Source organism: Echinicola rosea (assembly GCF_005281475.1).
Lineage (GTDB): Bacteria > Bacteroidota > Bacteroidia > Cytophagales > Cyclobacteriaceae > Echinicola > Echinicola rosea.
The window spans coordinates 4,174,871-4,201,118 of sequence record NZ_CP040106.1 but is presented as its reverse complement, the minus strand read 5'-3'; the positions used below and the strand labels follow the sequence as shown (position 1 = coordinate 4,201,118).

Here is a 26,248-nt window from a genome sequence, read left to right as displayed (position 1 = left end):
AGGTTTAAAGAAAATCTGTTTGGATTTTTCGGAGCACTATGATGTGCATTTTGTGGAGATACGGCACGAACCGGACCTTGTTCATTTTTTAGTTTAAAGTGGTCCGAGTTATTCAGTTTCAAAGATGATAACGATGTTGAAAAGTATTATGGCAAAAGAATTTTTCAAGAGGTTTCTCAAACTCAAGGCTAAGTTGTGGGGTGAGAAATTTTGGACAAATGGATTTTACATCGAAATAGTTAGTCAATGTGCTATTGAAGAAGTGATTTAGGCTTACGAAAAGAATCAAGGAAATTAGAAAAACAAAATTTCATATACAAATCAATTAGCATTATTGTGATACCTCGATCGCTTGGCGTCGGGGTAGTTCATTGATAATTAAAATCATCGGTTAAAATTGATTTTGTAGATTTTCTATTAATTTTTTGTGTTTGACGAAATGGTCGAGAAGGAGCTGCCATTCTTTCCTTTTGATAAGGTCGGGATGAAAAAGGTTGTTTCCCATTCCGAAAGCCTTGGCGCCGGCTTGGTAAAACTCCTCCATGTTTTCATAGGTCACTCCACCAGTGGGCATTATTTCGATTTGGTCAAGTGGGGCCAAGACATCCTTGATGAAGCTGGGGGAGAAGGTCCCTCCGGGAAAAAGCTTGACCATCCGGGCGCCACCAGCCCATGCTTGGTAGATTTCAGTAGGAGTCAGTGCCCCTGGGAATATAGGGATGTTGATAGATGAACAATGGGCAATAACTTCCTTATCCGTGATCGGGGCGACCATAAACTGAGCACCGGCCTGATGGGCATTGTTCACGTCATCGACATTGCAGACCGTGCCTGCACCAATGTTTAATCCAGAACCAAAATGCTGTTTGGTCTTGGATATGATTTCCAGTGCATTGGGCGTATTTAAGGTGATTTCTAATGTGGTCAAACCGGATTTTTGAAATACTTCTGCTATCCGAAGGGTGTCATCCAAGGTATACCCTCTTAATATTCCTATAATGGGCGAACGTTTGAAATTCTCTTCTGAAAACTCTTTTTCCATCTTTTAACGTGTTTAGGTTGTTTATTAGTTCAAGTCTGAAGAGGATAGTTTCGGTTTGATCCTCTCGACTTTTCCTACTAGAAATAAATAACTTAAAAAGCCCACAGTTGCCATGGAACCTATAAAATAGAGGGCAGGTTCGAAATCTCCATCTTCTACCAAGTAGCCTATAATTATCGGAGTCAATGCGGCAGATGAGCCACCAATGAAGTTGAATACGCCCCCAATTAACCCGATCAGGTTTTTGGGAGAGAGTAGTGATATAAATACCCAAGAAATAGAGGCCAGGCCATTTCCAAAAAATGCTATGGCCAAGAACGTGATGACCCAAGCGGTGTTATCCGTGAAATTGGCAGCAATAATTCCAGTAGAAAGCACCATTCCCAAAATAATGGGAGCTTTTCTGGAAAACTCATTGGAAAAGCCCTTTTTAACCATGAAGTCTGACGAAAATCCTGATATTAGCACCCCTGCAAAAGCTGCCAAAAACGGAATAGAAGCCAGAAAACCGGACTCTATGAAATCCAAGCCCCGGTATTTTACCAAGTAAGTGGGAAACCATGTAAGGAAGAAAATAAATAGGGAGCCCAAGCAAAACTGACCGATATATACTCCCCATAATTTCCTGTGGATAAAAGCTTCTTTAAGGTCGTCCCACTTAAATGAGGGGTTTATCGGGGTGATGTCGTTTTCTTCACTTTTGTTCTCAGTAGTAGCTGGTTTTTCTGTATCATTTGGGGCTTGTTCTGGAGGGTCTTTATAAAAGAAAAACCACACAATGGCCCAAACTATACCGATGATCCCTGATATGATAAACAGGCCCCGCCAACCGAGCTTATCCTGTATTAGTACCAGTGCTGGAGTCAAAAAGGCAAGGCCAATAAATTGCCCTGATGTGTAGATGGCAATGGCGGTGGCCCTTTCATTTTCAGGAAACCATTTCGTGATTATTTTATTGTTTTCCGGATATGAAGGGGATTCAAAAACCCCGATCGCTGCCCGGCTGGCTATAAACCCACCAAGAGAGCTCAAAAATCCCTGCACCAATGTAGCCAGTGACCACAAGGTAAGGATGCTAGGATAGAGTACTCTTGGTTTTATATAATCGACAATGATGCCACCTGGGATCTGCATGGCCGAATAGGTAACCGCAAATGCAGAAAAAATATAGCCCATCTGAACGGACGTAATGTCGAGGTCCTCAGCAATGGCAAAAGCAGCAACAGAAATATTACTTCTGTCCAGGTAGTTGATCACTACGGTAATGAAAACCATAGCCAATATCCTGTATCGTTTTTTGGAATAATGGGGCATTGTTGAATTGTAATGAAAGAGTAAGTTAGGTGATCCGGAGTGATCCTTTTGCCACATATGTTCAAAGATGCGTAGCTAAGCGTTTAAAACCCTGTTTATGCCGGATGAGGTGTGGTGTGTTGAGTTTTTGTCTAGTTTGGATTTTATTACTTTAACGATAAGTGAGACAGAAATGACAATCTGTATTAGTGGTATCAGTACATTTTATGCACTTTTATCAAAAAAGAGACGGAGCCATGAAAAGCGTGAAAATCGAGAATATCATTTGCTACCCAGTGAAAATTGGTAGTGGAAACCAACTTTTGGCAAAAATCGAATTGACCAATGGCGTGTATGGTTGGGGAGCCTCTGGCCTATCCACACGAGAGCAAGCTGTCATTGGAGCCATAAACCATTACAGGGAATTTCTTGTAGGGAAAGATCCTTTACGAATAGAGGCCGCATGGCAGGAGATGTACAGAAGCCAGTATTTTGAAGGTGGAAGGGTATTGGCCGCGGCTATCTCAGCAATCGACCTAGCGTTATACGATATCAAGGGGAAGCTTTTACAAATTCCGGTTTTCGAGCTTTTGGGAGGCAAGCAAAGAGAGCATGTGGAGTGTTTTGCGTCCTTGCGGTTTAAATCCCGTGACGAATTGTTTGAAAAAGCGGATATTTTATTGAAAGTTGGTTGGAAGGTGCTTCGGTTGGCACCAGCAGAGTATGAAAGTTCTGAGGATGGGCGGACTTTTGAGCCAAGGGAATCCATTGGCGAGCTATCGGAATGGGTGTCAGCGCTAAGGAAAAAAGTAGGCAGCAATGTGGTGATTGGTATTGATTACCACCATAGGTTGTCGGTACCTGAGACGGCATCATTCATCCATAAAATGCCAACCGGCACATTGGATTTTATTGAAGAGCCCATTAGGGATGAAAGCCCACAAGCCTATCAGTCACTTAGACAGTTGATCAATGTTCCTTTTGCCATAGGGGAGGAATTTAGCAGTAAATGGCAGTTTCTGCCCTATATCGAAAGCAATTTGACCCAGTTTATCAGGTTGGATGTGTGTAACGTCGGAGGGCTGACAGAGTCCAAAAAAGTGGCGGCCATGGCGGAGGCGCATTATATAGACCTAATGCCTCACAACCCCCTAGGGCCGATTTGTACAGCCGCTTCTATTCACTTGGCGGCCTCGTGTACCAATTTTAATTGGCTGGAAGAAATCAATACCCAGGCTGAACAAATGGGGACCAATGATCCAAGGATTTATACACAACAACCATTATTAAAGAAAAACCGGTATGAGGTTCCCGAGACCGTCGGTTTAGGGGTGGAAGTAAATGAAGCATTGCTGCAGGAGGAAGAGTTTCGTTTTTTGGAAGTGCCTCATTTAAAACGAAAGGACGGAAGTTTTACCAATTGGTAAGCGGGACTTGTACTATTGTGTGAACTACTTGGTTTAAGTGTCTACTATGGTAAAATGAAGCAATCATGCCATCCCTTTTAGCCAATAAGTCAAATGTTCAAAAGTATATCACCCCTGTTTATAAAACGGGAGAGATTGGGATAAGTATTTTTTATTTTTTTAAGTTTAACTGGACAAATTAACTCCCATATAACATGAAATATACCCTTTGTCTTGTTTTATTGATATTGGCCCATGTGTCAAGTGCTTTTCAAGTACCAGGTAAAATCAACGTGTTGATCGTAGATGGTCAAAATAACCATCAGGCTTGGCCTAAGACCACTGTAATGATGAAAACCTATCTGGAGAATACCGGGTTGTTTTTGGTAGATGTAGCCCGTACAAAATATTTGTGGAAAGGGGAATCACAAGCCGCTTATTTGGATCATGTGGATGTGGTTTCGGGTGAGCACCTTGATGAGCCGAAAGCTGATCCCAATTTTGCTCCCCGCTTTTCAGATTATGATGTGGTCATCTCTAATTTTGGTTGGAAAGCAGCCCCTTGGCCAGAGGAAACCCAGCAAGCCTTTGAAGAATACGTGCAGAATGGGGGAGGTTTTGTGTCTGTTCATGCAGCTGATAATAGTTTCCCCGGATGGGATGCCTATAATGAAATGACTGGAATTGGTGGCTGGGGCGGCAGGAACGAACAATGGGGCCCATATGTGTACTTTAACGAAGAGGGTGAACGGATAGAGGATCATTCCCCTGGCGCAGCAGGTCGCCATGGAAAACGCCACTCTTTCCAGATAACCCTCAGAGAGGAGCATGCGATCACTAAAGACCTACCCCGTCAATGGCTCGGGGCGCCCGACGAGTGCTATGCCCATATGCGTGGACCTGCCAAAAACATGATCGTGCTTGCCACGGGTGAAGACCTGACACGTGAAGGAGGAGAAGGCCGTCATGAGCCAGTGCTAATGGCCCTTTCTTACGGAGATGGCAGGGTTTTTCACACCACCTTGGGACACGACCAAAGGTCAATGGAGGGGGTAGGTTTTATCACTACGCTTCTACGTGGCACCGAGTGGGCGGCCACAGGTGAAGTTACCCAGCAAGTACCTGTAGATTTTCCGACTCATGATAAGGTTTCGAGTCGCCCGTTTAGTGAATAAATTTATGGAAAGTGATTGTTGCAAGCAAGTAGGAGTGATCTTTAACCGGCTATTCTTTAAAAAGGCACCACCAAAATTTCCTCTAAGCTTAAGTTAGTCCTTTCTTTGCCTTTGGCCTTGAATATTGCGGTGAAATATGTGTTGTCCATTAGGTGTTTTTGGGTAAAGGACTCCAAGGAGTCAAGGTTGGTGAAATATTCCACGGTGGCCATTACACCAATATCGTGATTGGAGAAAAAGAAGAACTGTTCAGTGTCATTTGGGCCGGGCATTCGGGAGACCAGTGCCAGGTCATTTTCTTTATAGCCGATATTGGTCATGAAGGTAGTGTCCGAAAAGTTGCCGTTTCCTGAGAAATGAATTTGGTTGTCTATTATCTGGAAGTCCCGATTCCCTTCATTGAATAGGTAGAGAAAGTTCTTTTGATCTTTTAACCTACCAATATATATGGTGTTTTCTTTTTTTATATCCACAAATGAGGCATGGGTGGCGTATTTTATGACAAAATCAGTATTCAATAAAGTAAAAAACCTGGCCAAATCATGAGTGGCATTTTCGGCCATTCGCGTGGAGTAATTGTAGTCTGTAGGAGAGGTCAATTGCTTTAACTGTGGCTTGTCTTCCAGCATCTTATAGTAATCATCCAAGCTGTTAATGTCGAAATCCCTCGTCCAACCGTTAAGGCCGGAAATGGTCTTCCCGCTGTAGCCAAAGGCATCACCGATATATAAATTGGTAGCATGGCCATTGTTAATAAAGCCTTTCCACACTTTTGGTTTGGTATTGGACAAAAAGAAAAAAAGCAAGCCACAAATAGTTAAGGACAAAAGCAGCAGTAAACCCTGGTGCAATGATGGCTTCCAGCTTTTTTTAGCATTATTTGCCTTTGGCCCCGATTGGTATTTTAGTTGATATTGGCCTTTCTCCAGTAAGATGATGAATTGATCACCAGCGCCTTCCGTTTTATAATAATCAGCCAGTTTTTTTCTTAAGTTGAAGATGTTTACCCTGACACGAGGATTGATTTTTTCGCTTCCGGGATCTCCTCCAAAAAATTCTACGTCAATGATACTTTCCTTTAGTACCTGGTCTTTTAGTTCAGCCTGAACAAGGTAACGCAAAAGTGCGGTACTTGTTGGAGCATTTTTGAATGTTTCGCTCCTAAGGATCTTTTCGGCTATCTCAAGTTTAGCCTCATTTGAAAGGTTCATGGGTTTAAAGCATTTATCAGTTGATTAGCTGTGGATATTAACCGTTATAGGTACCGTTAAAGCACCGTTAAAGTTAATTTTTTATCGCTGTATGCACTAATTTTCATGAAAGAATTAAGGCTGTCAACAAATAAAGGTTATGTATAAAATAGGTTTAAAATTAATTTTGATCGGTTTACTGGTGACCATAGGCTATGAAGGATATGGGCAGGGCAGTAGTGGGGCAATTACCGAAAGGCAGTACTTGTCGGGGACAGGAAAAGACGATTTGGTGGAGTGGGACTTTTTTTGTTCGGAAGGAAGAAATAGCGGTAAGTGGACGAGGATAGGGGTTCCGTCGTGTTGGGAACAACAAGGTTTTGGCGCATATAACTATGGACAAGATCCTATGGACGAACGAGCCAAGGAGTATGGCCTTTACAAGCATACCTTTTCTGTGCCCAAGGATTGGAAAGAGAAGGAGGTGAAAATCGTCTTTGAGGGAGTCATGACCGATGCCGAGGTAAGGATTAATGGGGAGCTGGCTGGAGAGATACATCAAGGGGCATTCTATGAGTTCAGCTATGCGATCACGGACTTGTTGAAGCCTGGTGGCCAAGAGAACCTTTTGGAAGTAAGGGTGGATAAAGTATCTTCCAATGAAAGTATTAACTATGCAGAGCGCAAGGCTGATTTTTGGGTTTTTGGAGGGGTTTTTCGCCCGGTTTACCTAGAGGCACTTCCAGGAGAACACATTGACCGTGTGGCCATCGATGCTGGGGCCAATGGTGAGATTAGGGCCGATTTGTACCTGAATGCTCCAAATGCGTCTGATGTGAATGCGCACTTGTATAGTATGAAAGGAGACTTGGTGCAGAAGCTGAACGACATAGAGCTAAAGAAATCTTCCGGAATATGGTCGATCCATGCCCAAGCCGATGACATCAAAACGTGGAATCCTGAGCAACCCAATCTATACTGGTTGGCTTTGGCTATTGAAGATCAAAATGGGGATGTCCTACATGAAATCAAGGAGCGGATCGGATTCCGTACAGTAGAAGTGCTGGAAGGCGACGGGATATACGTCAATGGGCAACGAATTAAATTTAAAGGCGTAAATCGCCATTCATTTTATCCCACATCCGGCCGGACCACGTCCAAGGAACTAAGCATTGAGCATGTGCAGATGATGAAAGACATGAACATGAATGCGGTCAGGATGTCCCATTATCCTCCTGACGTACATTTTCTAGATGTTTGCGATTCATTGGGATTATTTGTGATCGATGAGGTATGTACCTGGCATAGCCCTCACTTGGATACGGAAGTAGGAGAGAAGATCGTAAATGAGACCGTGGTCAGGGATGTGAACCACCCATCCATTTTGTTATGGGCCAATGGCAATGAAAGCGGATGGAATACAGAGCTGGATGATGACTATGCCATTTGGGATATCCAAAAGCGGGAAGTCATTCATCCTTGGAATATTTTCAATAAAACCAATACCCTACATTATTTCCCATACCATGCCCTTGCCAATGACGGGTATGCCAAAGAAAAGATATTGTTTCCCACGGAGTTTTTGCATGGATTATATGATGGAGGTCATGGGGCAGGGTTGGAAGATTACTGGGAACTGATGTGGGACTTACCGCAGTCCGCTGGAGGCTTTTTATGGGATTTTGCCGATGAGGCAGTGGTCAGGACTGATAAAAATGGCAAACTGGACACAGATGGAAATCATGCCGCCGACGGTATCGTAGGACCTTATGGGGAAAAAGAAGCAAGCTATTATACCATAAAAGAAATATGGTCACCCATTTATATTGAAGAGCGGAACATCCGAGAGGGGTTTAATGGTGTTTTTCGTGTGGAAAACAGGCACCATTTTACCAACCTGGCAGAATGTACATTGAAGGCCAAATGGATGCGATTTGGAATGGTAGGTTCAAACGAACCAAGTAAGGTGTTGTTTGAGGAATCCGTTACATTTCCTGATATGGCTCCAGGTGAAAAAGGAAAGCTATCCGTTGACAGGCCTGATGGATGGCAAGAGGCCGATGCGTTACATTTAACAGCTTTTGACCCAGAGGGAAAAGAAATTTACACTTGGTCCTATCCTGTACAGTCTCCCGCCGAATACCACCAACACCGGCTGGACTATGGGACAGAAGGGAAGTTGACCTCCACTGCATCAGGGAAGTTAATTAAGGTCAGTACCAATGAAATAGATTACAGCTTTTCCAAAGAAAACGGGCTCTTGGTAGAAGTGATGAAAAAAGGTAAGCTAATTCCATTAAAAAATGGCCCTATACTATTTGATCATGATGATAAAGTGGATACCCTAATGGTAGAGGCCACAGAAGATAAGGTGGAGATTACGGTTCGTTTCGAGGAGCGGGACAAAACCCCAGAATGGACCACCCATGTGGAGTTAAGTTCGGACATAGTCAGGTGGACCGTGTATCCAAACGGATTACTCGATTTGTGGGTAGAAATGAAGGGTGAGAAAAGGGTGAAAGGCTTTAAGGGCTTTACTTTTTCCTTTCCCGAAAAAGACGTTGAAGGCATGAAGTGGTTGGGAGATGGTCCTTATCGAGTATGGCGAAATCGGATGAAGGGCACAAGGTTTCAGGTTTGGGAAAATGACTATAACAATACCGTTACCGGAGAGACAGCGTATGATTACCCCGAGTTCAAAGGCTTTTATTCCAGTCTGTATTGGTTAGAGGTGATTGGTAGAGACAATAATGGTTTTACTGTTTATAGCCATTCTCCGCACCTTTTTATGAGGATGTTGACCCCAGAAGCTCCCAGTGAAGACCAACATGGTAGGGTTACCGTGAAATTTCCGGAAGGAGATATTTCATTTCTCAAGAACATCCCCGCCATAGGAACCAAATTCCAACATTCGGACACCATGGGGCCTCACGGGAATACGGAGAATTATTTTGGTAATGATGATGAGCCAATAGTTACTGGACTCACATTTAAATTTTAATTGCATAATCAAACAGCAATAATATCATGAAAATAATTTATATAGTTGGAATCGCATTATGTTTAGGTGCGTGCCAATCTTCCCAGCAGGAACAGGTAAGCAATGGAAGTAAAGATTTCCCCTTTTTAATTCCCTCAGATAAACCCAATAGGCCTTTGAGTGCAGCGGTCGAAAGGAATTATGATGCCTATGAAAATATCCGACCAGAGCAAAGTGAGCTATACTCTCAGTTTAAATATACGCCTCTAAAGGGATTTGATTATAGTGGCGGAGATGGAACCGTCACCCGAAGGGATCCTTCAAAGGTGATCTTTGAAAACGGAAAATACTACGTGTGGTACACCTATAGAAATACTCCTGTGAAGGCTGTTGGAATGGCACGAGCAAAAGAGGCAAACGACACCATCCCTTCTGCCGATTGGGATTTGTCCGAGATATGGTATGCGACTTCCGAAGACGGTTTTACTTGGGAAGAGCAAGGGGTGGCTGTGGCCCGTCCTCCAAAGCCCCAGCCTGGATGGCGATCCGTAACCACTACGGATATTCTGAAATGGAAGGGAAAATATTACCTGTACTTTCAAGCTTTTATGGAAGCCAGTGGTCTTCGTGGAGATTTTTGTCCAGTATCGGTCGCGTATGCGGATTCTCCGGATGGCCCTTGGATCCACACCAATAAAGTGGTCATTCCCAATGGTCCTGAAGGATCATGGGACCAATACTCCATTCATGACCCTTATCCATTGGTGCATAATGGCAAAATCTACTTGTACTACAAAGGGGATTTTGACAAACGCCCTGAGCTAAATCCTTCGAAGGTGCGGATGCAAGGCTTGGCTATAGCAGATGACCCTTTGGGGCCATTTGAGAAGCATCCACTCAATCCGGTGATCAATTCTGGGCATGAAACCACACTGTTTCCGTTCAAGGAAGGTGTAGCGGCGATAGTGCAACGGGATGGACAGGAACATAATACTATCCAATATGCTGCCGATTGGGTCAATTTTGAAATAGCAGCTATAACAGAACTTTTACCTGTGGCGGCTGGACCTTATATCCCTGATGCATTTACGGATACCAAGAACGGGACAGGGATCACCTGGGGGCTATCCCATTTTATCAATGCTGGTGGAGATTGGGAGCACAACCACACGGTATTGACTCGGTTTGATTGTGATTTGAGTCAAGATATCGATGACCAGGAAATGAAAGGACATTACATGAACCTAAGTCCTGAGTTTCATTACCAGCAGTCACTCAGTAAAAAGCAACGGCAGCGAATTGAAAATCAACATAACCAACTAAAGTCCAAACAATGAAGGTTAAATATTTACTGTTTCCGATGGTATTTGTGACGCTGCTTTTAAGTGAAGTTATCGCTCAACAAGACCAAAAGGAGCGCGAAGACTATTACCCAAATGCCAGGTCACTTTCTCGGCATGAGGCTGCGCCAGAGTGGTTTGTCGATGCAAAACTAGGGATATATTTTCATTGGGGTCCATATAGTGTACCGGCATTTGGAAGTGCATGGTATCCTCATTTTATGTATATAAAGGGGAGCTGGATCAATAAATATCATCAGGAAAATTTTGGTGCGATCGAGGAGTTTGGCTATGAAGACTTTATCCCTATGTTTACCGCAGAGTGTTTTGACCCGGAGGACTGGGCAAACTTGTTCAGAATGGCAGGCGCTAAATTTGCTGGGCCAGTCGCACAGCATCACGATGGATTTGCCATGTGGGACAGTGAAGTGAATCCATGGAATGCAATGGACATGGGTCCCAAACGAGACGTGACAGGAGAATTATTTGAAGCTTTGAAGGAGCGAAATATTAGGACCTTAGCTACTTTCCATCATGCTAGAAATGGTCAGAGAAATGCAGGGAATCCTGAAAATTGGGGCTCAAATGGGTATGACAGTCATTACCCTTATCACCCTGACTTACCCACTGCGACTACAGAACCAAAACTTAGAAAGTTATTTGGTAACTGGGAATCCATCGATCTGTTTAACCAATATTGGCTTAACCAGGTAGATGAAGTAGTGAGAAAATATGATCCGGACATTCTATGGTATGACTCATGGCTAAACCTGATACCAGTCAGTACCCGTGAACAGATGGCTGCCAATTTCTTTAACAATGGCCTTAAGAATGGCCAAGAGGTCGTTCTCTGCCATAAACAAGATGATATGCCATTGGCTTATAGTGTTCATGATATTGAGCAAGGTGGAAGACGGGATGTATCTCCCATTCCTTGGATGACGGATATTACCCTAGGGGAAAGGCGTTGGATGTACGTCGAAGGAGAAAAATATAAAGATGCAGCTTTGGTGGTCAGAAACATGATTGATGTATGGAGCAAGAATGGGATTGTATTGTTAAATGTTTCTCCTAGGGCAGATGGTGTGATCAATCAGGAACAACGAAAAATATTGAAGGAAATAGGTGGCTGGATGGCTATCCATAAGGAAGCGGTTTACGGAACCAGGCCTCATACTGTTTTTGGTTGGGGGCCTGCAAAAATAGCAGATGGTACACATGGCGGACAATCTTCGAATGTGGAATATACCGCTGAAGATATAAGATTTACCGTCGCGAAGGATAAAAATGCGATGTACGTGTTTTTATTGGGACAGCCTAAGCCAGGGGCCACAATCGAATTACGAGAAATCGGCGGTTACCATAGGAATATACCACCTGGCAAAATTAGGGATATTACGGTACTGGGGACGGGTCAAACCGTTGACTGGGAACTAAGTCCTGAAACACTGACCTTGGTCGTTCCGGATAAAGGGCTAAATGAAATTTCGACGGTTTTTAAAATGGAATTGGAAAGGTCAAATAAGTAAAAAAATGATATGAAAGTCATCCATTGGGTGGTGTCCATCGCCCCAGAGAGATTGTTTAGGTAGAAAATAGCCTGCTTATTTATAGCGTGTGGTGCTTTCATGCCTCTAAAAAGGGAGCACAAATTCTTTTAGCATATACCTTTTACCCGCTTCGGTTTTCGATAGTTGTTAGCAAAATTAAAAGAATAAAAGGCCCTGACCATATTTGTCCATTATGGTCAGGGTTAAAGGTACTGTTCTTACTTTTCGAATTGGCTGCTTTCCCCGGGTGGTCCTAATGGGTTAGGATAGCCCGTCCCTTGGCCTTACCATTGAGGATTGTACTGATTTCTTCAGAAAGTTGATCCAACGAGATTTCCTTGGCCAATTTTTCCAATTGTGATGGCTTCCATTCCTTGGCCAGTTTTTGCCAGATATCTTCCTTTTGTGTTAAAGGGATTTCCACAGAATCAATTCCGATCAAACTGATTCCTCTTAAGATAAATGGAAAAATACTGGTATGGATTTCTGGAGATGCCACCATGCCACAGCAAGTAACGATACCACTATATTTGACGGACTTGACTATTCCGGAGAGGATTTCTCCTCCTGTACAATCGATTCCAGCAGCATAGGTAGGACGGGACATAGGTTTTTTATTATGTTGTTCAACAAACGCTTCCCGACTCAGGATGCTAGATGCTCCAAGTGTGTCTTGGAAATATTCAGGATTGTTTTTTGAAGTGATTACGTGAACTTCATATCCTAATTTACTCAGAATTGCAGTAGTGATACTACCGACGCCACCACTGGCACCACTGACTATCACTGGACCATCATTAGGGACAATTCCGGCATTGATGATTTTGGAAACAGATAATCCTGCTGTCAGTCCTGCTGTCCCGTAACACATGGATTCTTTTTCTGATAAACCCTTCGGTAAGGACAGGATCCATGACTCGGGGACTTTGGTGTATTCTCCATAGCCGCCCCATGTATTCATGCCTAGATCATAGCCCGTAACGAGGACTTTGTCTCCTTTTCGGTATGGCGAATCGTCAGGATCTACCACTTCCCCAACGGCATCGATACCTGGCACATGGGGGAATTTTTTAGTAACCCCTTTGTTACCGGTGGCCGATAGGGCGTCCTTGAAGTTGACCGATGAATAACGGACCTTGATCAAAACCCCTTTGGAAGGCAATGCAGAAAACGGTAACTGGGCAATCTCCTGATGGATACCTTCTTCTTTTTCGGAAACCAGAAATGCGTTGAACGTTTCTTTCATAGTTTTTCTTTTAAAGGTATATTGGATAAGTCAAATAATCAATGACTTACATTTTGTTCAGTTACTGAACTTGACCACATGTTTACTGGTTATTAGGGAAATAAAATTATGGATAATTTAAAAGAAATTGAAGTCGATTGCCCATCGGACGCTTTTTTGCAAGTGATCAAAGGAAAATGTAAAACCACGTTGATCATGCTGATCAAGAAAGGGGTAAACCGGTTCAGCGAAATGAACCGGACTTTGCCTACCATTAGCGAGCGGATGATCGCAAAGCAACTGGATGAGCTCGAAGAGGATGGAATAATAGCACGCAAGGTTTTTGCAGAGGTGCCTCCCAAAGTCGAGTACTCCTTAACAGCCTATGGCGATACCCTTTTTCCTTTGGTGAAGGCCATAAGGAAATGGGGGTATATCCATATGGAAAGAAACCAGGAAATTAAAAAATAACTATTGGGATGCCGTCGCTGTAAAACGACTGACGGCCCGCATTTTTACTGACCAGTGCAGGAAGTAGATTCCCTAATGTTCAGTTTTCCATCAAAGAGGTAATGTTCATTGGACTTATCGATACCGGCGATTTGATCCAATAAAAACTTGGAAATCAAATGGCCAATTTGGTCCGTAGGCTGTGATATACTTGACAGCTCTGGCTCGACGACCAAGGCCATGGCAGATTCCGTAAAGCCCATAACTTTGACTTTTTCTGGTATAGCGATCCCTTTTCGCTTCAGGATTTTCATGGCACCGATAGCCAAGGGGTCTCCTGCAGCCAATATGCCATCTGGGCATCCATGATTTTCCAAATACCTGGACATGGCCTCTTCCCCGTCCTGTACGGTGATTCCGGCTTCAATGACCTGGTGATCCTTATGGGCAATTCGGTGTTTTTCCAATGCTTTTTTAAACCCCAAAATGCGCTGATGTCCCAAGGGAAGGTGTCTGGGAAGAGCTAAATGGATCAGGTTTTGGCAGCCTTGGGAAATCAGGTGCTCAGTGCCGAATACAGCCCATTTATAGTCGTTAAACTCTACTTTTGGAGAGTTTACTTTCTTGGATACCCTATTAAATTGGACAATGGGAATTCCGGATTCGATCACATCGTTAATGTATTCATGATTAAGACTACCATTACAAAGTGAAATGATAAGGCCATCCACCATATGGTTTACCAATGTTTCTATATTTTTTCGTTCCAATTCCGAACTTTCATGCGATGACATGATTAAAGTCTGGTAATCGTTTTCCAACAGCTTTTCTTGCGCACTGAAGATTACTTCCGAAAAGTAACTGTGACTGAATTCCGGGACGATTATGCCTATGTTTAGGGTTTTCTTCTTTAGCAGTTTTTGGGCAAAAGGATTAGGTACATACCCCATTTTGCGAGCAGCTTCAAGAATTTTCTGTCGGGTACGGTCGCTGATATCCTTGTATTTTGGGTTAAAAGCTTTGGATACCGTCCCTACGGATAAGTGAAGTTGGTCTGCCAAGTCTTTTATCGTGATATATTCTTTCATAATGGAAATATACTTTTTAATTCCTTTTAGACGGTTTTATGATAATTTACGAAAAGGTTTTCGTTAAAAAAATTCAATACGAAAACCTTTTCGTTAACCCAGTTTATCCATCATTATTTTTTTTTAGCTGACTAATACTCACTTTTATCATCGCAATACCAAAATAACCTAAATGCAAGAGCAAGATTATATATTGATAGGTGTGTTTACCTTAATCGTTCTTTCAGCAGGACTGGCATTTGCCAGGACAGGGCGGTCGATGACCAATTTTTTTGCGGGTGGAGGAAACGTTCCGTGGTGGATTAGTGGGCTTAGCTTGTTTATGAGTTTTTTCTCTGCTGGAACATTTGTGGTCTGGGGTTCTATTGCTTATGACCAAGGAATGGTGGCAGTTACTATCCAGAGTACAATGGCCATTGCAGGACTGATCATTTATTTTACAGTAGCCCGCAAATGGAAAGAGACTAACGTCTTGACTGCTGCTGAATATGTTACCCGTAGGTTTGGTGTAAAAACCCAGAAAATATATTCTTATTTGTTCATTGCAGTGTCATTTTTTACCGCGGGATCTTTTCTATATCCAGTGGCAAAGATCGTATCAGTTTCGGCACAGATGCCTATTACCCTCATCATCCTGATTTTAGGAATTACCATTGTTCTTTATACCGCTGTGGGTGGGTTCTGGGCAGTATTGGCCACGGATGTATTACAGTTTGTGGTCCTGACAGCGGCAGTTTTCATTGTTATCCCATTGGCATTGGATGAAGTGGGGGGGACGGATGGTTTTATTTCCCAGTCCCCAGAAGGGTTTTTTGATCTTATCAACAGTGAATTTAGCCCCGTGTTCTTGGTGGCTTTCATGCTTTATAATTTTGTTTTTATCGGTGGAAACTGGGCGTATGTACAACGGTATACCAGTGTGAAATCTCCAAAAGAGGCAAAAAAAGTAGCTCTTTTATTTGCTGGCTTGTACTTGGTTTTTCCGTTGATATGGATGTTGCCTCCTATGATTTATAAAGTTTACGATCCAGGACTGGTGACGACCCAGCAGATGGAAGGAGCCTACCTCATGATGTGTGCCAAGGCTTTGCCAATTGGTATGTTGGGCCTGATGATAGCAGCCATGGTCTTTGCTACGGCCAGCTCGGTAAATACAACCCTCAATATGATGGCGGCTGTCACTACTAATGACCTTTACAAGACAATCCATCCCCGAGCGTCAGAAAACCAATTGATTAAAGTCGCCAGATGGGTGACCGTATTTTTTGGACTTGGCGTGATGGGTGTAGCCATGCTGGTTCCCTATTTGGGAGGAATCGTCAATGTCGTGCTGAAAGTGGCCGCTGTGACTGGAGCGCCGTTGTTTGCTCCCATACTGTGGAGCCTGTATTCCGATAGACAGGACAGTAGATCTGTCATTCTTACCTCTACGGTGAGTATTGCGGTCTTGGCACTGATAATTCTCATTTTGCCTTCCGTGCTGGATTATGAAGTCTCCAGAAGTATGGAAATGACCTTGGGAGTTACAGTACCTGTATGTATGTTGATCCTATTTGAAATCAAGAATAGGCCTGTTTTATCAGGGGAGAAAGCCCCAGTAACCATTGGCTCCGACCAGGAAGTGGAAGAAGTAGAACGGTCGGGTGATGATACCGCTTTCGGGATAAAAGTCATCTCCATTGCCACAGGCATGATAGGATTGATAATGACAGGACTTGGTATAATCGCCAGTAAAGGAAATGGGATGTTGGTAGCTGCCGGTATTGTCATGGTACTTATGGCAAGTGCTGGATTATATTTTGGAAAAACGAAATCAAAAAATTAGCATGATAAAAGAAGCGTTTAAGAATTTTCGTAATCTTAAAGAAACCACCGAATATTCGGATATCGTAATCGTGGGAGGAGGACTTTCCGGTGTTTGTGCAGCGATTACCGCAGCACGGCAGGGATGCAAAGTGACCTTGATCCAAGACCGGCCTGTATTGGGAGGCAACGCATCCAGCGAAGTGAGATTATGGGCCTTGGGAGCCACCTCCCATATGGGAAATAACAACCGCTGGGCGAGAGAAGGGGGGATAGTGGATGAAATCATGGTGGAAAATACCTTTCGAAACAAAGAGGGCAACCCGGTGCTTTTTGATACGGTGGTGCTTGACAAGGTAATGGCGGAGCCCAACATCAGTCTTTACCTCAATACGACAGTTTTCCATATTGCCAAAGCTGACGACCGCACCATCGAAAAGGTCATCGCATTTAATTCGCAAAACTCCACACTCTATAATTTCACAGCCCGACAGTTTATTGATGCTTCTGGAGATGGCATCGTTTCTTACATGTCCGGTGTACCTTATCGAATAGGAGCCGAAAGCCCCGAGGAGCTAGGGGAAGGATTGGCTCCTGATGTGGAAGATTATGGTGAACTGCTTGGGCATACCTTGTTTTTCTATTCCAAGAAAACAGAAAAGCCAGTCAAGTATGTGGCACCCGATTATGCGATAAAGGACACTTCCCAGATTCCAGGAGTCAAAAATGTGGAAGTGGGTGACCATGGGTGTAAGCTGTGGTGGTTTGAGTACGGTGGTAGGAAAGATACCATCCACGATACTGAAGAAATCAAACATGAACTGTGGAAAGTAGCTTATGGAATATGGAATTATATAAAGAACTCAGGTAAATTCACGGAAGCAGATTACTATACCTTGGAATGGGTGGGACTGATCCCCGGCAAACGTGAGAGCAGAAGGTTTGAAGGAGAGTATATGCTAAAGCAGGAAGACCTAGTCCATCAGCTAGCACACGAAGATGCGATTTCTTTTGGGGGATGGGCCATGGATCTTCACCCTGCTGATGGGGTGTACAGTGATAAGCCCAGCTGCACCCAATGGCATACCAAGGGCGTTTATTCCATCCCTTACCGGTGTTATGTGCCAAAGTCTATTGACAACCTGTTGTTGACAGGGAGGATCATAAGTGCCTCCCACGTGGCCTTTGGCTCCACAAGGGTAATGGCGACGTGTGCCCATGGAGGACAGGCTGTCGGGATGGCTGCAGCGCATGTTATAAAATACGATGTCTCCCCTCGTGAGCTCCTTGAGAAGCATAAGCTGAAAAAGCTCCAACAGGACCTGGTGGCTACGGGACATTATATTCCACAGCTTCAATTCACTTTAGATAATTTGGCCAATGATGCGGTCATCCATCCGTCAAGTGAATACAGTTTAAGGGCGATTTCTGCTGGATCTTCATGGGAGAACCTTTCTTTTTCGATGGCTCAAATGGTTCCAGTACGAAAAAAAATACCCGCATTTTCCCTGTCATTCAATGTCAGAAAGGCCACAGCACTTACGGTACAAGTAAGGAAAAGTAGCAAACCATATAACCACACGCCAGATATCACGGTGTGGTCAACTGATTATTCATTGGAGGTTGGCGAACAAAAGCTGGCGGTGGAATTAGGAGACCTGGGGGGATTTCAAGACCAATATGCATTTATTACAGTCTTGAAAAACGACGATGTGGATATTCTACTTTCTGATCAATTGCTATCGGGCATGGTCTCAGTGTATAATCAAGTGAATAAAGCGGTTTCCAATTTTGGCAAGCAAGAGCCGCCTGAGGGTTCTGGAGTGGATGAGTTTGAGTTTTGGTGTCCAAAGCGTCGGCCTAAGGGAGGAAATATGGCCATTGAATTTGCAGAACCAGTATATACCTATGAAGCCACTAATATCCTTAGCCCATTGTACCGGCCTGTAGCACAGCCTAATGCTTGGATGGCTAGTCCATCAGATACCCAGCCTTCACTTGATTTCCAATGGTCTCATCCCGTTTCGATAAGTCGTCTCAAAATATTTCTTGATACGGATTACGATCATCCTATGGAAACGGTACAAATGGAACACCATGAACATGTCATGCCTTTTGTTGCCAGAAATATGATAGTGATGGATGAGAATGATAAACACCTGGCCACAATCTCCGAAAACCATCAAGCGGTCATAACTGTCGACTTTGACCAACCTGTGGTGACTGGAATGCTTAAACTTCAATTTGAGCATCCTTCCGAGAAAGTACCTCTAGCTGTTTTTGGTATATGTATTACCTAATAGAGGTTTGTAACTATTCATGTTCTTATGATCAAATAACCTTAAAACCCGAAATAATGAAATCAATTAATGTAATTTTGATAGGTTTGGCCTTGGGCTTAACCTACCAGGACGGATATGCCCTGAGCAAAACCAATACCCCTACCATCGAATCAAAAGCTAATGAGTATAGGGACGTCAAGACCACTTCTTTTGAAGTCACCGGAACAGTAGTGGATGAAGAAGGGCTTCCTCTTCCAGGTGCTACTGTAGTGGAGAAAAACACCTCAAACGGTACAGTAACAGATTTGGATGGGAACTTTTCCTTGACTGTCCAAGATGACCAACAGGTCATTGTAGTATCCTTTGTGGGGTTCGAGTCCAAAGAGATCCCTCTTAACGGAAAAAGCAATTTTAATGTGATCCTATCATCTGATACCGAGTCCTTGGAGGAGGTAGTGGTAGTAGGGTATGGTTCGGTTAAAAAATCCGATTTGACTGGTTCCGTTGCTTCGGTTTCTTCTGAAGAATTGAACAAAACCCCCATTTCATCCTTGGATCAAGGGCTACAAGGGCGTGTAGCAGGGGTGGAAATTACTCAAAATTCCGGTGCGCCTGGAGGGGCTACAAGTGTCAAGATTCGAGGAGGTAATTCCTTGAGCACCTCAAATGAGCCCTTGTATGTGATTGACGGCTTTCCTATTGTGGCGGGTGGATCGGCTCCAGGATCGACCACGGCCCAGAATTCTGCCGGCGGCCAGTTAAATCCCTTGTCCACGATCAATCCCAATGACATCGCCTCTATCGAAGTGCTGAAAGATGCATCGGCCACTAGCATTTACGGTGCCAGAGGTGCAAACGGCGTGATCCTCATCACTACTAAAAAAGGAGAAAAGGGAAAGACAAAGATCAATTACAATGCCTACTACGGTGTCCAAGAGGTAACCAAAAAACTGGATATGATGAATGCAGAGGAGTTTCTCGCACTCAACAATGAAATCAATCCAGGGGCCTTGGATGGTATTACCTATCACGACACAGATTGGCAGGATGTTATTTTCAGGAATGCACCTATCCAAAACCATCAGCTGTCTTTCGCTGGAGGGAGCGAAAAAACAGTTTATAATCTCAGTTTTAATTATTTTGATCAGCAAGGGATAATTGAAAATTCCGATTTTGAGCGGATTTCCTCACGGCTCAACCTGGAAAATGAATTGCAAGATCGGGTGAAGATCGGTATTAACCTTAATTATAATTATGTCGTAAGTAATGGCGCCATCACAGGGACCACTTACGAAAGTGAAAATATGGGAACCGTAACTGCGGCACTCTTTGCCCCACCTATTTTTGCACCATATACTGATCAGGGAGATTACACCTATTTTGGGGACATCAATGCCAATTTTGAATTACAGGCCAATCCATTGGCTATGACCCAAGTACTCAATCGGAGTACCAATACCAGGCTGCTCAGCAATTTTTATGTCCATGTGGATATTGCGAAAGGATTGACATACCGAGGGAACATTGGCGTGGATGTTTTCCATGACCGTAAGGACACCTATACGGGAACAGATGTCCCCATGGGCAGGATCAACAGTGGTGTCGCCGGAATAGGGAACTTGGATCAAAACTCCCTGATCCACGAAAGTGTCCTGAATTATTCCAAAAAGATCGGTGAGGCACATGACTTCAATATTACTGGGGTATTTTCCACCCAGCGCTACACAGGGGTTAGCTCTCTTGCAGGAGGAAGTGAACTGTCCACTGACCTTTTGGTAAACAATAATCTCGGCCTAGTTTCCAACAGGAATATTTCCTCTAATAAAAATAGTTGGAGATTGGACTCTTGGACTGCTAGGGTAAACTATATCCTATTGGACAAGTATTTACTTACCTTGACCGGAAGGGCCGATGGTTCCAGTAGGTTTGGCCAAAACAATAAATGGGGTTTTTTCCCTTCTGCAGCCTTGGCGTGGAGGGTAAAAGAAGAAGACTTCTTAATGGATAGTGAGCTGATCAGTGATCTGAAATTAAGGGTGAGCTATGGGGTCACCGGAAATGCCAACATTCCGCTTTACCAATCCTTTCCGAGATTGACCAGTGGGAGCAACTATAATTTTGGAAACGAACTGAATATCGGAATTAGCCCCACAGGAGTGGCCAATCCAGATATCAAGTGGGAACGTACCAACCAGGCCGATGTCGGCATGGATGTAGGTTTATGGAACAACCAGTTGATGTTGACATTTGATTATTATCACAAGCGAACCGAAGATTTGTTGATTTCCCGTAGGATACCATCGTCTTCTGGCTTTAACACTATATTTGGGAACTTTGGCGAAATCGAGAACAAAGGATTTGAGCTGGGACTGAACGCAGTGGTCATCGACAGCCAGCTGAACTGGGAGGTATCAGCAAACTATTCCCGTAACCGAAACAAAATTCTTAAAATCACAGGTGAAGTAGATGAAGTGATCCCTACCGGTGATGGAGGAGTAGGAGCTTTTGCTAACGGCAGTTTGCTAAAAGTAGGCTATCCAGTAGGAACATTTTATGGTTACGTATGGGATGGAGTGTGGCAGGAATCGGATGATATAGCCAACAGTCACATGCCATCGGCACAACCAGGAGATGCAAGGTACGCTGATATCAACGGAGACGGGGCATTTAGTGCAGCTGACCGGCAGATCATTGGAGACCCCAATCCCGATTTTATTTTTGGGATAACCAACAATTTCCGCTACAAAGCATTTGATCTCTCAATTTTTGTGCAGGGTAACATGGGTAATGATGTATTCTTCAACAGAAGAATGCAATTGGAGTCAGCTGTATTTGGCACCAACCAACTCGCAGAAGTCGTCAACCATTGGTCATCCGAAAATCCTAGTAATGAATATATCCGACCATCACAAAGTGGCAGATTACTCCAAAGCAGCCGATATATTGAGGATGGATCCTTTATCCGGTTAAAGAATATTCAATTAGGATATACTTTTGAAGTGTCCCAAATAGATTGGTTGTCCAGACTGAGGCTGTATACCAGCCTTACCAATTTAGTCACCTGGACGGATTATTCCGGATATGATCCGGAGCTAAACACCACTGGTGTTAATAATGTTACCAATTTTGGGATTGACAGAGATCCCTATCCTAGGGCAAAATCTTATTTGCTCGGTGTCCAAGTATCATTTTAATCATAACCCAAAAAGCCATGAATATCTATACCAAACACATTGTGAGCGCCATTGTTTTGGCAATGACACTGTTTTCTTGCAGTGATCTGGAAGAAACACCCTATAGTTTTTTGACGATCAATGAATATTATAATACTGCGGAGGATGCAGAATCAGCCATCACTGCGGCTTATGGAGCACTTACCAAACCCGGCATGTACGGGCAGTCCATTTGGATGCTTGGTGATTATTCGGCAGACCAAATGTTTCCCAAGCCAGTGGTGGGACGGAACTTGCTGACCGAATTCACCTACGATGCTACCCACGATCAAGTGGAGCAGTTTTGGAACGAAAGCTATAATGGTATCAATAATGTCAACCTGGTCATTCAGAACGTTCCGCAAATCGACATGGATGAATCTCGCCGGGACCAAATTGTGGGCGAAGCTAAATTCCTGCGAGGATTATATTATTTTAATTTGGTGAAGACTTTTGGGGATGTACCACTAAAAACCCTTCCCACAGGGAGCTTAGCGGATATTGAATCACCCAAGAACCCTTCTTCAGAGATTTACGATCAGATCATCCAGGACTTACAAGAGGCAAGTGATATTTTAAGTCCGGGAATTCCAGAGGTGAGCGGAAGGGCTTCACAAGGAGCCGCCCAAGGATTATTGGCAAAAGTATATCTTTATAATGAACAGTATGCAGAGGCAAGGGACATGGCCAAGATGGTGATGGATGACGGTACTTATCGGCTGGTGGACAGCCCAGGGGAACTTTGGGACGTAAGCCGTGAAAATGCCAATAGGGTGGAAAATATCTTTGCTGTGGAATTTTCGCGTAGTCCAAATCTCCAGTCCCAGAGTTTTACCTCCTATTTGGCACCAGCAGGGTCAAACGGCGTCTATGCCGCTACCGCTTGGGGATCCAGTTTTGCATTTGAGCAGTTTTATCATTCCTATGCTGATGATGATTTACGGAAGCAGTTAATGGACACCTCTTTTGTGGACAGCCAAGGAGTGCTTCATACCATGGATAATGACCCAAACCTGAAAGAAAGGGTGATCATCGCAAAATATGCCGATCCTATGGCCAATGGTGCTAGAAACGAGACCAATTTCCCGATATTACGGTATGCTGATATATTGCTCATTTATGCCGAAGCCAGCGCAAGAGCAAGTGGTCAGGTCCAAGGGGAAGGACTTCAAATGGTCAATGAGGTTAGGGATCGGGCAGGTCTTGCCCCACTTCCTTCTGCGATCACCTTGGAGGAGTACTTGGCAGCCATTATGCAGGAGCGATCATGGGAGTTGGCATTTGAGGCGGACCGTTGGTTTGATATGACCAGGACAGGTGAGTTTTTGGAAGTCGGAGAAGTTACCAATTATTGGTTTCCGACACGTCCTGTTCAACCCAAGCATCGGTATTTTCCAATCCCGGAAAATGAAGTGCTTACCAATTCCAATCTAGACCAAAATGGTCCTTGGAAGTAAAATATTGAATATAGATCAGTATTAGATGTCAATGGATCCAAATAATAGATATATGTGTTACAGTTCTTTTTATAAAACAGTAGCTGCATCTTTGATTCGGTATCATGTAACCAAAACTAGCGTAGTTTTCTTAATGGTTTCGTGGAGTGTTTTACTGTTGATGCCATCATCGAGCAAGGCTCAGAATGATAATGAAGGTTCCCGGCCCAATATCGTTTGGATCATGTTGGAGGATTGGAGTAATGATCTTGGATGCTATGGGACCGAGGGTATCCAGACTCCCATTACGGATGAATTGGCCAGTCAAGGAGCACGATATACCAATGCGTTTTGCACCAGTCCCGTATGCTCCACGTCCCGGTCAGCCATGCTTACTGGATTTCATCAAAATTACATCGGAGCACAGCAACACCGAACAGCTGAGAAGGATAAAGAAGAATTGCCTCATGGCATAAAGCCCCTGCCACTATTACTGAAAGAAGCGGGCTATTATACCGCCTTGATGAAGTCCACTAAAACGGATGCCAACTTTAAGGGTGATTTGGGATTTATGGGCGATGATTGGAAAGACCGTAAGAAGGGACAGCCCTTCTTTGCCCAAATTACACTTACCGGTACCCACCGTGCATGGAAAAGGGATCCCTTAAACCCTATTGCCATCGATGAGGTGGTGCTACCTCCATATTATGCTGACACCCCATTTGCCAGACGTGATTGGGCAAACGGTCTGGAGCAGATGCAGCTCTGTGATCGGGAAATTGGAGAGATACTCTGCAGGTTGGAAGATGAAGGTCTGGCGAAAAATACCTTGGTCATTTTGATCGGTGACAATGGAAGATGCCACATCCGGGGCAAGCAGTTCCTGTATGACCCAGGAATCCAAGTGCCCTTGATCATGCGATGGCCTGGGCAGATTGAAGCAGGTCGTGTTCGTGATGATTTGGTACAGAGCATCGATGTGACGGCTTCTATTTTGGATGCAGCGGGGGTAAAGCCCACTACTCCATTGCACGGGAAGTCACTGTTTTCGGATCATTTGTCAACTCGCCAGTACATTTTTGCTGCAAGGGACAGGATGGGTGATACTCATGATGCCATGCGGACGATCAGGTCCGAAGAATATAAACTGATCCACAATCTTATGCCCGAAAGGGCTTGGCTACAGTTTAGCGGATATAAAGAAGATAACTATCCCATGTTGGCAGAGATGAACGTGATGTACCTAGAGGGCAAGCTCAATGAAGATCAGGCAAAATTCTTTGCTCCAACAAAGCCTGAATTCGAACTGTACCATATTTCAAGAGATCCCTATGAGCTCCAAAACCTTGCGTATGAGAAGGAATATGGGGCCATCAAGGATACGCTGTTAGCAGAGCTCTATGAATGGAGGAAGTCCATCCACGACCAAGGAGTATCGCAAGAATTTCGGATGGGCGGTTTGTCGTCAAAATACCCGACACGGACTTTGGAAGAGTGGAAGGAACGATATGAATCATGGAAACCGTATGTGTTCCGAAGTCCAGATGAAGAGGTGGTGCATCCCTTCCACTAATAATAAGAACAGTGGTTTCAGATACGAACAATACCCAAAATAATGGTTAAATGGAAAAAAAACTAAGGAACCTTTCTACAAGCGTATTCCTGGGCATAGTCACTTTAATGGTCTATGGTTGTGGCCATTCAGAGAAAATAAATGAAAAGAAGGAATCGCCTGATTTCGAGATTAAACTCGGGAAAATAGCCGATCGTTCTGTCTTTTCAAGTGATACGGCCAGCATCTGGGGTGGGTCTGTGGTAAAGGGAGATGATGGCCTTTACCATATGATGTATTCTTTTTGGCCTAAGGATATTGGATGGGAGTGGGTTAATTATTCCCAGATCGGCCATGCCGTGGCCAAGTCTCCCTTTGGACCCTACGAATTTCGTGATGTAGCCCTTCCTGATCGTGGACTGGAATACTGGGATGGTGCCACCACTCATAATCCGACGACCCACAAGATCGATGGAAAGTACTACCTATACTATATGGGGAATAGAGGTAATAAAGAAATCGTAAGTGTACCAGGCAAACCCAGGATCAATTGGGAACACCGAAACAATCAACGTATAGGCGTAGCCGTGGCCGATAGTCCAAACGGTCCTTGGAAGCGGTTTGACCAGCCTGTGTTGGACATTGCTTCGGACAGCAGTGCCCATGATGCACTGATGACTTCCAATCCTTCCGTGTGTCAAATGGAGGACGGAAAGGTTTTAATGGTTTATAAAGCCGTAGGGAAAAAAGAGCCACTTCCAGGAGGTGGGCCAGTGGTACACATGGTCGCTATTGCCGATTCGCCTACAGGGCCTTTTAAGAAATATCCCGATCCAGTGTTTACTTTCGAAGGAGAACGCTTTCCAGCTGAAGATCCGTACATCTGGTTTCAAGATGGAAAATACCGTGCGATAGTCAAGCGCATAAAGTTCATAGGCAGTGAACGGGTTTTTTCATTGGTCCATTACGACTCGGAGGATGGCATTAAGTGGGAAAAAGGGAAATACTTTGAAGTTTCTGACCGTACGGTCACTTGGGAAGATGGTACCACTGTAAAGCTGGATCATTTAGAGCGGCCACAATTATTTATAGAAAACGGGGAACCAATAGCCTTGATGTGCGCAGCTGATACCATAGACTCCGACAATGTCCGCCATTCCTTCAATGTCCAGCTTCCGTTGTCCATTGTCAAGCATGCTCCGTGAGAGGACTATAGAAACATTC

Annotated in this window: 17 protein-coding genes and 1 pseudogene; 13 read left to right on the top strand and 5 right to left on the bottom strand. The window is 44.0% G+C overall.

Translation table 11 applies throughout. The features are described 5' to 3' along the window. Nucleotides 1–115: 115 nt before the first annotated feature. Nucleotides 116–271, top strand: a pseudogene (locus FDP09_RS24305) (transposase); the annotation flags it as partial. Between the two features lie 120 nt (nucleotides 272–391). Here the strand turns inward: FDP09_RS24305 and FDP09_RS16425 are convergent. Continuing rightward, entirely contained in the window at nucleotides 392–1,042 is a 651-nt protein-coding gene (locus FDP09_RS16425) for a bifunctional 4-hydroxy-2-oxoglutarate aldolase/2-dehydro-3-deoxy-phosphogluconate aldolase (RefSeq protein WP_137403702.1), read from the bottom strand. A gap of 24 nt (nucleotides 1,043–1,066) precedes the next feature. After that, nucleotides 1,067–2,317 (bottom strand): MFS transporter, encoded by a 1,251-nt coding sequence (locus FDP09_RS16420; RefSeq protein WP_229683538.1) that lies wholly within the window; start codon nucleotides 2,315–2,317, stop codon nucleotides 1,067–1,069. A gap of 275 nt (nucleotides 2,318–2,592) precedes the next feature. Here FDP09_RS16420 and FDP09_RS16415 point away from each other — a divergent pair, with 275 nt between their 5' ends. Both FDP09_RS16415 and FDP09_RS16410 read left to right on the top strand, forming a co-directional pair. Then, nucleotides 2,593–3,762: a mandelate racemase/muconate lactonizing enzyme family protein gene (locus tag FDP09_RS16415; RefSeq protein WP_137403700.1), complete on the top strand. Its 1,170-nt coding sequence runs from the start codon at nucleotides 2,593–2,595 to the stop codon at nucleotides 3,760–3,762. A 194-nt stretch (nucleotides 3,763–3,956) separates the two neighbouring features. Further along, entirely contained in the window at nucleotides 3,957–4,916 is a 960-nt protein-coding gene (locus FDP09_RS16410; protein WP_137403699.1) for a ThuA domain-containing protein, read from the top strand. A gap of 56 nt (nucleotides 4,917–4,972) precedes the next feature. Here the strand turns inward: FDP09_RS16410 and FDP09_RS16405 are convergent, their stop codons facing one another. Then, nucleotides 4,973–6,127 carry a helix-turn-helix domain-containing protein gene (locus FDP09_RS16405; protein ID WP_137403698.1) on the bottom strand — a complete coding sequence of 385 codons (1,155 nt, stop codon included), beginning with the start codon at nucleotides 6,125–6,127 and terminating at the stop codon, nucleotides 4,973–4,975. 139 nt (nucleotides 6,128–6,266) lie between these two features. Here FDP09_RS16405 and FDP09_RS16400 point away from each other — a divergent pair, with 139 nt between their 5' ends. The 3 genes from FDP09_RS16400 to FDP09_RS16390 are packed head-to-tail and all read left to right on the top strand — an operon-like array spanning nucleotide 6,267 to nucleotide 11,955. After that, nucleotides 6,267–9,107 carry a glycoside hydrolase family 2 TIM barrel-domain containing protein gene (locus FDP09_RS16400; protein ID WP_137403697.1) on the top strand — a complete coding sequence of 947 codons (2,841 nt, stop codon included), beginning with the start codon at nucleotides 6,267–6,269 and terminating at the stop codon, nucleotides 9,105–9,107. 26 nt (nucleotides 9,108–9,133) lie between these two features. Further along, a complete protein-coding gene (locus FDP09_RS16395) occupies nucleotides 9,134–10,423 on the top strand; it encodes a glycoside hydrolase family 117 protein (protein ID WP_137403696.1) in 1,290 nt (429 codons plus the stop codon). After that, nucleotides 10,420–11,955, top strand: coding sequence for an alpha-L-fucosidase (locus FDP09_RS16390; RefSeq protein ID WP_137403695.1), 1,536 nt, complete (start codon nucleotides 10,420–10,422; stop codon nucleotides 11,953–11,955). Before FDP09_RS16395 ends, FDP09_RS16390 begins: the two co-directional genes overlap by 4 nt. A 274-nt stretch (nucleotides 11,956–12,229) precedes the next feature. On the opposite strand, the gene FDP09_RS16385 is transcribed toward FDP09_RS16390, so the two are convergent. Further along, the gene (locus FDP09_RS16385) at nucleotides 12,230–13,222 is read right to left on the bottom strand and encodes a YhdH/YhfP family quinone oxidoreductase (protein WP_137403694.1); all 993 of its coding nucleotides are present in this window, start codon (nucleotides 13,220–13,222) and stop codon (nucleotides 12,230–12,232) included. A gap of 108 nt (nucleotides 13,223–13,330) precedes the next feature. Here FDP09_RS16385 and FDP09_RS16380 point away from each other — a divergent pair, with 108 nt between their 5' ends. Further along, nucleotides 13,331–13,672 carry a winged helix-turn-helix transcriptional regulator gene (locus FDP09_RS16380; protein ID WP_137403693.1) on the top strand — a complete coding sequence of 114 codons (342 nt, stop codon included), beginning with the start codon at nucleotides 13,331–13,333 and terminating at the stop codon, nucleotides 13,670–13,672. Between the two features lie 44 nt (nucleotides 13,673–13,716). Here FDP09_RS16380 and FDP09_RS16375 read toward each other — a convergent pair whose 3' ends face one another. Continuing rightward, nucleotides 13,717–14,739 carry a LacI family DNA-binding transcriptional regulator gene (locus FDP09_RS16375; protein ID WP_137403692.1) on the bottom strand — a complete coding sequence of 341 codons (1,023 nt, stop codon included), beginning with the start codon at nucleotides 14,737–14,739 and terminating at the stop codon, nucleotides 13,717–13,719. 172 nt (nucleotides 14,740–14,911) lie between these two features. Between FDP09_RS16375 and FDP09_RS16370 the strand changes: the two genes are divergently transcribed. From FDP09_RS16370 to FDP09_RS16345, 6 genes are all read left to right on the top strand, one after another. Beyond that, the gene (locus FDP09_RS16370) at nucleotides 14,912–16,564 is read left to right on the top strand and encodes a sodium:solute symporter family protein (protein ID WP_137403691.1); all 1,653 of its coding nucleotides are present in this window, start codon (nucleotides 14,912–14,914) and stop codon (nucleotides 16,562–16,564) included. A gap of 1 nt (nucleotide 16,565) precedes the next feature. Beyond that, nucleotides 16,566–18,842 carry an FAD-dependent oxidoreductase gene (locus FDP09_RS16365; protein WP_137403690.1) on the top strand — a complete coding sequence of 759 codons (2,277 nt, stop codon included), beginning with the start codon at nucleotides 16,566–16,568 and terminating at the stop codon, nucleotides 18,840–18,842. 56 nt (nucleotides 18,843–18,898) lie between these two features. Continuing rightward, nucleotides 18,899–22,018 (top strand): SusC/RagA family TonB-linked outer membrane protein, encoded by a 3,120-nt coding sequence (locus FDP09_RS16360; protein WP_137403689.1) that lies wholly within the window; start codon nucleotides 18,899–18,901, stop codon nucleotides 22,016–22,018. 17 nt (nucleotides 22,019–22,035) lie between these two features. Further along, nucleotides 22,036–23,493 (top strand): RagB/SusD family nutrient uptake outer membrane protein, encoded by a 1,458-nt coding sequence (locus tag FDP09_RS16355; RefSeq protein ID WP_137403688.1) that lies wholly within the window; start codon nucleotides 22,036–22,038, stop codon nucleotides 23,491–23,493. Nucleotides 23,494–23,653: 160 nt separating this feature from the next. Then, nucleotides 23,654–25,045 (top strand): sulfatase family protein, encoded by a 1,392-nt coding sequence (locus tag FDP09_RS16350; RefSeq protein ID WP_137403687.1) that lies wholly within the window; start codon nucleotides 23,654–23,656, stop codon nucleotides 25,043–25,045. Between the two features lie 50 nt (nucleotides 25,046–25,095). Next, the gene (locus FDP09_RS16345) at nucleotides 25,096–26,229 is read left to right on the top strand and encodes a glycoside hydrolase family protein (protein ID WP_222840295.1); all 1,134 of its coding nucleotides are present in this window, start codon (nucleotides 25,096–25,098) and stop codon (nucleotides 26,227–26,229) included. Nucleotides 26,230–26,248 lie beyond the last annotated feature (19 nt).